The sequence below is a fragment of the Luteibacter sp. KNZ12-1A genome (assembly GCF_056755675.1).
Genome location: NZ_JBPGXU010000141.1, coordinates 1 through 8009, shown reverse-complemented (window position 1 = coordinate 8009; position 8009 = coordinate 1). Strand labels below are relative to the sequence as shown.

At 68.0% G+C, this 8009-nt stretch carries 5 protein-coding genes; 1 reads left to right on the top strand and 4 read right to left on the bottom strand.

What is annotated here, in order from left to right:
* Nucleotides 1-254: 254 nt before the first annotated feature.
* From ACR9ZJ_RS18135 to ACR9ZJ_RS18120, 4 genes are all read right to left on the bottom strand, one after another.
* Complete coding sequence (locus tag ACR9ZJ_RS18135; protein WP_481288549.1) at nt 255-608, bottom strand: hypothetical protein; 354 nt, start codon at nt 606-608, stop codon at nt 255-257.
* Between the two features lie 151 nt (nt 609-759).
* Nucleotides 760-1458: a response regulator gene (locus ACR9ZJ_RS18130; protein WP_481282100.1), complete on the bottom strand. Its 699-nt coding sequence runs from the start codon at nt 1456-1458 to the stop codon at nt 760-762.
* Entirely contained in the window at nt 1455-4115 is a 2661-nt protein-coding gene (locus tag ACR9ZJ_RS18125) for an ATP-binding protein (protein WP_481288548.1), read from the bottom strand. The genes ACR9ZJ_RS18130 and ACR9ZJ_RS18125 overlap by 4 nt, the downstream gene beginning before the upstream one ends.
* Before the next feature lie 45 nt (nt 4116-4160).
* Nucleotides 4161-6602 carry a S9 family peptidase gene (locus ACR9ZJ_RS18120; protein ID WP_481288547.1) on the bottom strand — a complete coding sequence of 814 codons (2442 nt, stop codon included), beginning with the start codon at nt 6600-6602 and terminating at the stop codon, nt 4161-4163.
* Nucleotides 6603-6820: 218 nt separating this feature from the next.
* On the opposite strand from ACR9ZJ_RS18120, the gene ACR9ZJ_RS18115 reads away from it, so the two are divergent.
* Nucleotides 6821-8009 (top strand): prolyl oligopeptidase family protein (locus ACR9ZJ_RS18115; RefSeq protein ID WP_481288546.1); only part of this gene is annotated, 1189 nt, incomplete at its 3' end.

Here is an 8009-nt window from a genome sequence, read left to right as displayed (position 1 = left end):
GGATGGCCGGCCGTTTCCGCCGAGCCATGGAAGGCGAGTCGGAAACCCCGCCCGGCGCGACGGGCGCGACGGGGCGCAGCCATCAAACATGGCCGCGTAGCGGCTTCCTTTCCCGAGCGACGGTGCAACCGGAGCGACGAGGGGGGCGGCCGACGGCTCTGCCCCGCCACCCCCAAACGCGAAGCCGAGCCGTGCATGAAACCGGCCCGCTGCCGCGGGATCGCCGACAAGGTCGGCTCCCACCAGAGCCATCCTCATTCGGTCGATGGTTTGCACATCCACAATGCCTCGAAGGTATAAGCGTCGCCGCTTTGCCGCTCGATCACGTCCACGGCGATACGTCCGTGTCGCCACGGACCGTGCGTGCCCGGCGGCGTCACGTCGTAGCAGGAGCGCTCTTTCTCGTAGTGGCCTTTCTTGTCATCGGTCATCGCCCGTTCTTCCTCGCGGCACTGTGCCAGTGCTTCGTCGTGCGTCGGCAGCGACCGCTCTCCGGCGACGTAGTGCTCGTCGGTGCAATCCACGTCGGCGGCGCGGGATGTGTAGATGATGCCGATGGCGACGGCGGTGGCGACGATCGATACGGCGATAGGTGGCAGACGGTGCACGCGATGCTCCATGCGGGAATGAACGCGTGAGGCTGCACGCGCTCGCCGGGGAAGAACATCGGACTAGTCTGAGAAATGGCCCGGAAGGCCCGGGCTGTGATGGGGATCACGCGCCTGGCGAAGGATATGAAGCCGGCGTGAGGACGAACGGTCAGCTGGCGGGAAAGCGATAGCCGACGCCCGCCTCCGTTTTCAGCCAGCGCGGCGCGGATGGATCGTCGCCCAGCTTCTGCCTCAGCTTGCCCATCACGATGCGCAGGTAGTGGGTGTCGTGCGTATGCGTGGGGCCCCACACCTCGCGCAGGATCTGTTGCTGGCTGACCACGCGGCCGGGATGGCGGACGAGCAAGGACAGCACCGCGAACTCCTTGCGCGTGAGGGCGACCGCCTGCCCCTCGAGGATCGCTTCCCGGCGCGCGAGGTCGATCGACAACGTGCCGTCGTCGTAACGCACCGGCGCCTCCGCCTGTCCCGCCTTCGCGCCTTGCCGAAGGAGTACACGCAGGCGCGCCATCAATTCCTGGATGCCGAACGGCTTGGTCACGTAGTCGTTCGCGCCATTGTCCAGCGCCTTCACTTTTTCCGCTTCCGCATCGCGCACCGAGAGCATCAACACGGGCACCTGGCTCCACTGGCGCAACTCGCGCAACACATCGTGGCCCTCGCGGTCGGGCAGGCCGATGTCGAGGATGACCAGGTCGGGCGATTGCGTGGCGGCCAGGCCCAGGCCTTCCTCGCCGGTGGCGGCCAGGAACACCTGGTAGCCCTCGGCGCGAAGGCCGATGTCGAGGAAACGGCGGATCTGCGCCTCGTCGTCGATCACCAGCACGCGGGGAGCGGTCGGATTCATGGGCGGTCGTCCGGCGGGGGTGGCAAGGGCAGAGAGATGCGAATGGTCGTGCCACCGCCCGGACTGGGCAAGGCCTCGACACCGCCACCATGCGCGCCGATCATGCCGCGGCAGATCGCGAGGCCCAATCCCGTGCCCTGTCCGCCGCGATCGCCACGCGACACCGAATAGAACATGTCGAAGATCCGCGCCCGCTCGTCCCCGGGAATGCCCGGGCCACGGTCGATCACGTCGACCAGGAGACGCCCGGCCTCGGCCCGGACGATCACGCGCACCGGCTCGTCCGCCGGTGAAAAACGCGCCGCGTTCTCGAGGATGTTGAACAGGGCCTGCTCGATGAGGGCGGGGTGCACGTGCAGCAGGATCGTATCCTTCGGCAGGTGCACGTCCACGCGGACATCCGGGAACAGCTTGCGCATGCGTCCCACGGCGGCGACCACGATCTCCCCGGCATCCACCCAATCGCGATTGAGCTTCAGCGTGCCGTGGCCGAGGCGCGTCATGTCGAGCAGGTTCTGGATGTAACGATCGAGGCGCTGGCCTTCACCCAGGATGGCCTGCAGCAATTCGAGGCGTTCGTTGTCCGGCAACTGCGTGTCGTAGCTCAGCAGCGTGCCGGCGGCACCGATCATCGAGGCGAGTGGCGAGCGCAGGTCGTGCGAGACCGACGAAAGCAGCGCGTTGCGCAGACGCTCGGTCTCTCCCTGCACGCGTGCGCTCTCCAGTTCCGTGGCGAGCCGCGCACGATCCAGTGCCTGCCCGACGTCCTGGACCATGGCCAGGGCCAGGCCGCGCCGGTCGGCGTCCGGTTCGCGCTGTCCGGACGGGTAGCGTAGCGCGACGACTCCCGCACGGCGGCCGTCGGTACCCAGCGGCAGTACCCAGCATGCGGCACCGTTGAGCGTATCGGTGAAGTGTCCGGCCGGCTCGGCGTGGGTTTCGCTCCAATCGGCGGCGGCGAGATCCTGTGTCGAAAGCGCGAAGGTATCGGGTACCGACGCGGCGATCGCGAGGTCTCCCGACGCGTTCCGCGCCAGCACCGCCACGTCGATGTCGAGCGTGCGCGCGAGGGCGCGGGCGGCGACCGCACGCACGCCGTCGGCATCGGCCGAGGTAGCCAGTTGTTGACCCAGGGCGACCAGCGCCCGGGCGCGCACCTGTGCTGCGCGCAGGGAAGTGACTTGCCCTGCCAGCCGCGTCGCGAGCCGGCTGCAGACCAGCGCGGCGACCAGGAACAACACCACGGCGAGCACGTCGTCGGCGTTGGCGATCACCAGCGTGTAGCGGGGCGGGGCGAAGAAGAAGTTATAGCCAAGGAAGCAGAGTAGGGCCGTGAAAACCGCCACCGCCATGCGCGTGCGCACCGCGACGAACAGCACGGCGGTAAGGAAGATCAGCGACAGATTGGCGACCGACAGGAAGCGGTCCGCCACGAACGACAGCGCCATCGCCACCGCGGTGGCCGCCGTGGCGAAGAGGTACTCGCGGCGCGAACCGTTGCCATCGGCGAAACGCAGGCGGCGGCGTGCCTTGGCGCGTTCCACCGGCGTGGCGACGATCGTGAGTTCCAGGTGCGCGCCCCGGCGAAGCAGCTGCTGGGTCAGCGAATAACCAAGCCGCCGGGCGATCGGCCGTTCGCGCGTGCGGCCCACGATGATCTGGCCCACGCCCTCCCGGTCGGCCCACGCCAGCAGTTCGTCGGCGACGGCGTGACCGCGCAGGATCACCGCTTCCCCGCCCAGGCGGCGGGCTACCCGCATCGCCGCATCCACGCGCTCGCGGCGTTCGCCGTCCACGCCACCGCGATCGACGAAGAGCACGCTCCAGGGCGCGCCCCGCCTTTCGGCGATGCGGCGCGTGATGCGCACCAGGTATTCGCTCTGCGCCGCACCGTCGATCGCCACCATCACGCGGCGTCGCACCGGCATGGCGCCGCCGCGGGCGAGCATGTGCCCGCGCAGGTCGCTTTCCACATGGGCGGCCACGGTCTCCACCGCCAACTCGCGCAAGGCGGCGAGGTTGGTCGGCGAGAAGAAGGCATCGAGCGCCACGGCCGCGGTCTCCGGCACGTAGACCTTGCCCTGTTGCAGGCGGCCGATGAGTTCGCGTGGCGGCAGGTCGACCAGCACGATGTCGCGCGCGCGATCGAGGAACGCATCGGGCACCGTCTCGCGCACGGCCACGCCGGTGATCCGGCGAACCTGGTCGTTGAGGCTTTCCAGGTGCTGCACGTTGAGCGCCGTGTAGACCTCGATGCCGGCATCGAGCAACTCGGCGATGTCCTGCCAGCGCCGCTCGTGGCGTCCTCCCGGCAGGTTGGTATGGGCCAGTTCGTCGACCAGGAGCACCGCCGGCTTGCGTGCGAGCGCCGCCTCCAGGTCGAACTCGTTGAACTCGCGCCCGGCGTAACGCACGGTCCGCGGGGGCAACACCTCGATGCCTTCGAGAAGGGCCGCCGTGTCGGCGCGGCCGTGTGTCTCCACCAGCCCGGCCACCACGTCGATCCCTTGCCGGCGCAGGTCGCGCGCCGCGGACAGCATCGCGAACGTCTTGCCGACGCCCGGCGCGGCGCCCAGGAAAACCTTCAGGCGCTGCCCGTCGCCGTCCTTCATCTCGTTGAGGAGCGCATCGGCGCGGATATCTCGGGCGTCGGCCATGGGTGCGTGCCGTCTGGAAAGGAATACGTTAGCGCGTGTCGAGGTTCAGCGCGACTGGTTTTCCAATGAACCACGGAACAGCTCGTCGATGCGGCGGTACTCGTCGTACCACGAATCGGCATGCACGAAGCCATGCCGCTCCATGGGATAGAGCGACATCCAGAAGTTCTTCTTGTGCAGTTCGATGAAGCGCTGGTACAGGCGGATGGAATCGCTGGCCAGCACGTTGTCGTCGATCATGCCGTGCTCGATCAACAACGGATCGGCCAGGGCTTCGGCATAGCGGATGGGCGAGCTGGTGGTGTAAGCCTCGGGGTCCAGTTGCGGGTCGTTGAGGATGTTCGAGGTGTACTCGTGGTTATAACTGGTCCAGTCGGTCACCGGCCGGAGCGCGGCGCCCGCGGCGAATTCTCCCGGCGCTCGCAACAGGGCCATGAGCGTCATGAAGCCGCCATAGCTGCCACCGTAGATGCCGATCCGCTTCGGGTCCACGCCTTGCCGTTCCACCAGCCAGGCCTTGCCGTCGAGCAGGTCGTCCAGTTCGGGATGGCCCATCCGCCGGTAGATGGCGGTGCGCCAGTCGCGGCCGTAGCCCTTGGAGGCGCGATAGTCCATGTCGAGCACCACGTAACCGCGCTGCACCAGCAGGTTGTGGAACATCTGCTCGCGGAAATAGGCGGGATAGGACAGATGTACGTTTTGCAGGTAACCCGCGCCGTGGACGAAGATCACCGCCGGGCGGGATGCCGCCGCGGCCGCGTCGGCGGGGCCATAGAACTTCGCCCATATCGTCCCCGCACCGTGCCGCGAGGGTACCTCGACGATCTTCGGCGCGATCCAGTCACGCGCCGCGTACGCCGGCTTGCGCGTATCGGTGAGCTCGTGTGTCGCCGTGCCGTCCACGCCGACCACGGCCAGCTGGGATGGCACGTATGGCGCCGAGTGAAGCACCGCGAGACGGCTGCCGTCCGGCGACAGGCTGAAATCGTCCAGGCCCTGGAACCGGGTGATCCGGACGAGATCGCCACCCGTGGCCGGCACGCCGTAGATGTCGTAGCTATACGGCGCCACCTTGTTCGCGCGCACGTAGAAGCGCGTGCCGTCGGGGCTGAGCACGGGGTGGTCCACTTCGAAGCGGCCCGACGTCAACGCCTTGGCCTTTCCGCCGAGTGGCTTCGTGTAGAGCTGCGTGTAGCCCGACTCCTCACTCAGGTACCAGAGGGTGCGCCCATCGCGCATCCAGCCGAAATCGTTGCCGTCCCAATTGATCCAGGCCTTGTCCGTGAGACGGTGTTGGGCGACCAGCGCATGGCGATCGAAATCCACCGTCGCTATCCAGCGATCCTTGTTGTCGATGGCACGCAATTGCACGGCCACTTCGCCGCCATCTTCGCTCCAGACCATGCCGGGACTGTATTCGCCGTTGACGATGACGGGCCGTTTCTTCGGTGCGGCGAGCGCATCGGCACGGTCGCCCTTGCCATCCTTGCGCAGCGCGGCGATGGTCCTTGCGCGGATGTCCGCCAGCGGATCGTCGCCGATCCCCGGCAGCGTGGCCGTGTCGAGCTCGAACGTGGCGTGCGTTTTCAGGTCGAGCAGTCGCAGGGTTTGTGGCGCGGGATCGTTGCGACCGACGTAGGCACGCGTCGCCTCGGTTTCCGCGTAGCCGGATTCGGTCACGTAATGGGTGAGGTCGGCGATCTTTCCCGCATCCGCGTCCTTGGCCTGGGTCACCACCAGCATCCAGCGGCCGTCCGGCGACAACGAGGTGTCGGCGATGCTCACGTTCTTGCCGAGCCAGAAGGGCTTCGGCGCCCGGCCTGGATCGGCCGCGGCCAGCGCGTCGGCATCGGCCTTCATCGCCTCTTCGTCGGCACGCAGGCCACGTAGCGTCTTGAACAACGACTGTTGGTCGTCGGCGAGGTCGTCCGTTTTCTTCGCCTGCGGATCGTCTTTTTCTTCCAGGTCCGCGGCCTTCACCACCGGGCCGCCGGTCAGTGCATAGGCGAACCAGTCGTTGTCGGCGCGGAAGGTCAGCAGGCGGCCATCGATGGAAAAGCGCGGATCGCGCTCCTTGGCCGCCGTGCGGGTCACTTGCACGGTGGCGCCCGTGGCGAGATCGCGCAGGAAGATGTCGCCGTGACGGACGAACGCGGCGTGCCGGCGTCCGCGATCGAATACGGGAGTGCCGCCATCGGCGCTCGCGGCGGCCGCCGGGTCCAACCGCTCCGGCTTGCCGCCGTTCGCCGGTACGCGCCATGGATCGCGCACCGGGCTGCCGTCGCGCTTGAGCGAGTAATAGACCTGGCTGCCGTCGACGCCCCAGTAAGCATCTTCCACCGGCGGGCCGATCCAGTCCGGATCGGCCATGATCGTTTCCATGTCCAGCGGCATCGTAGCCGCAGGCGCGGCGGCGGGGCCTTGCGTAGCGGCCATGGCCGGTGCGGCGGCGAGGACGGTAATCAGGGCGGCGGCGAGTACACGCATCGTGCAGGTTCCGGGTCGGGCAAATCGTTCAAGCATAACGCGGCCCTCTTCCGGTGGGAGCCGACCCTGTCGGCGATGGGTGCTTGCCCCAACCTGGCCCGCTGCCGCGGGATCGCCGACAAGGTCGGCTCCCACCAGGATCGGCTCCCACGAGGGTCGGCTCTCACCCGGGGTGGCGCGCTTTGCTACGCTCGGCGTTCCTCCCCCGGAGTTCACCCATGCGCGCCATCGTTCCACGCCTGCTTGCCGCCAGCCTGTTCGTCGCCTTCGCCGCCCAGGCGGCCGCGCCCCAACCGCCGCCGACACCGAAGCGCGTGGTATCCGAAAGCCTCGCAGGGCAGCCGGTGAACGATCCCTACCGTTGGTTGGAAAATCCGGACGCAGCGGACGTGACGAAGTGGATCGAGGCGCAGAACGCCTATACCGAGGCCGCCATCGGCGCGATGCCATTGGGCAAGACGCTGAGCGCGCGCATCCGCGAACTATCCATCACCTCCACGACGCGATCGTCGCCGACGCTGGCGGGCGGCACCTTGTTCTACTTCGAGAACACGCCCCCGCAGCCCCAGCCGGTACTCGTGGCGAAGGCCTGGCCCGACGGCGAGACACGCACGCTGGTGGACCTCAACAAGGGTGACGGCAACACGGCCATCACCGCCTACTGGCCGTCGCCGAGCGGTCGCTACCTCGCCTATGGAACGGCCGAAGGCGGGAGCGAACTCACCACCATCCATATCCTCGATACGAAGACAGGCAAGCCGCTCGGCGACGAGCTGCCGTTCGCCGGTGGCGGCACCACGCCGCAGGCGCTGGCCTGGGATGCCGACGAAAAGGGCGTGACCTACGCGCGTTTCGACGCGCCGACCGCCGGCAAGCCCTTGCGCGAGTTCGACGCCTACCTCGCCCACCACGTCATCGGCGAGCCCGTGGCGAAGGACCGTGTCGTGTTCGGCGAGGGTTACTCGCACGTCGCCGAGTACATCCTCATGGAAGGTGAAGGCGGAACGTCCACCGCGCTGCTGGCCAACGAAGGCGACGGCGGTCCCGCCGAGGTCTACCTGCGCAGGGGCCATGGCGAATTCAAACGCGTGCTGGGCCACGAGGCCGACGTGCGTTCGGCCAGCTGGGTGGGCGAACGCCTCTACGTGGTGACTTTCGCCGGCGCACCGCGCGGCAAGATCGTCACGATAGGAGCCGATGGCAAGGCCGTCGATGTTCTCGCCGAAGGCGAAGGCGCCATCCAGCATGTGACGCCGCTCGGCGATGGTTTCCTCGTCGTGCGCAGTGCCGGCCCCGACTGGTGGGCCGACCAGTACGACGCGAAAGCGGGCTTCGTGCGGCGCGTGCCGCTTCCGGCGACGGGCGTGGCCATCGGCGGCGTGGCGTCGGAAAAAGGCCAGGACAAGG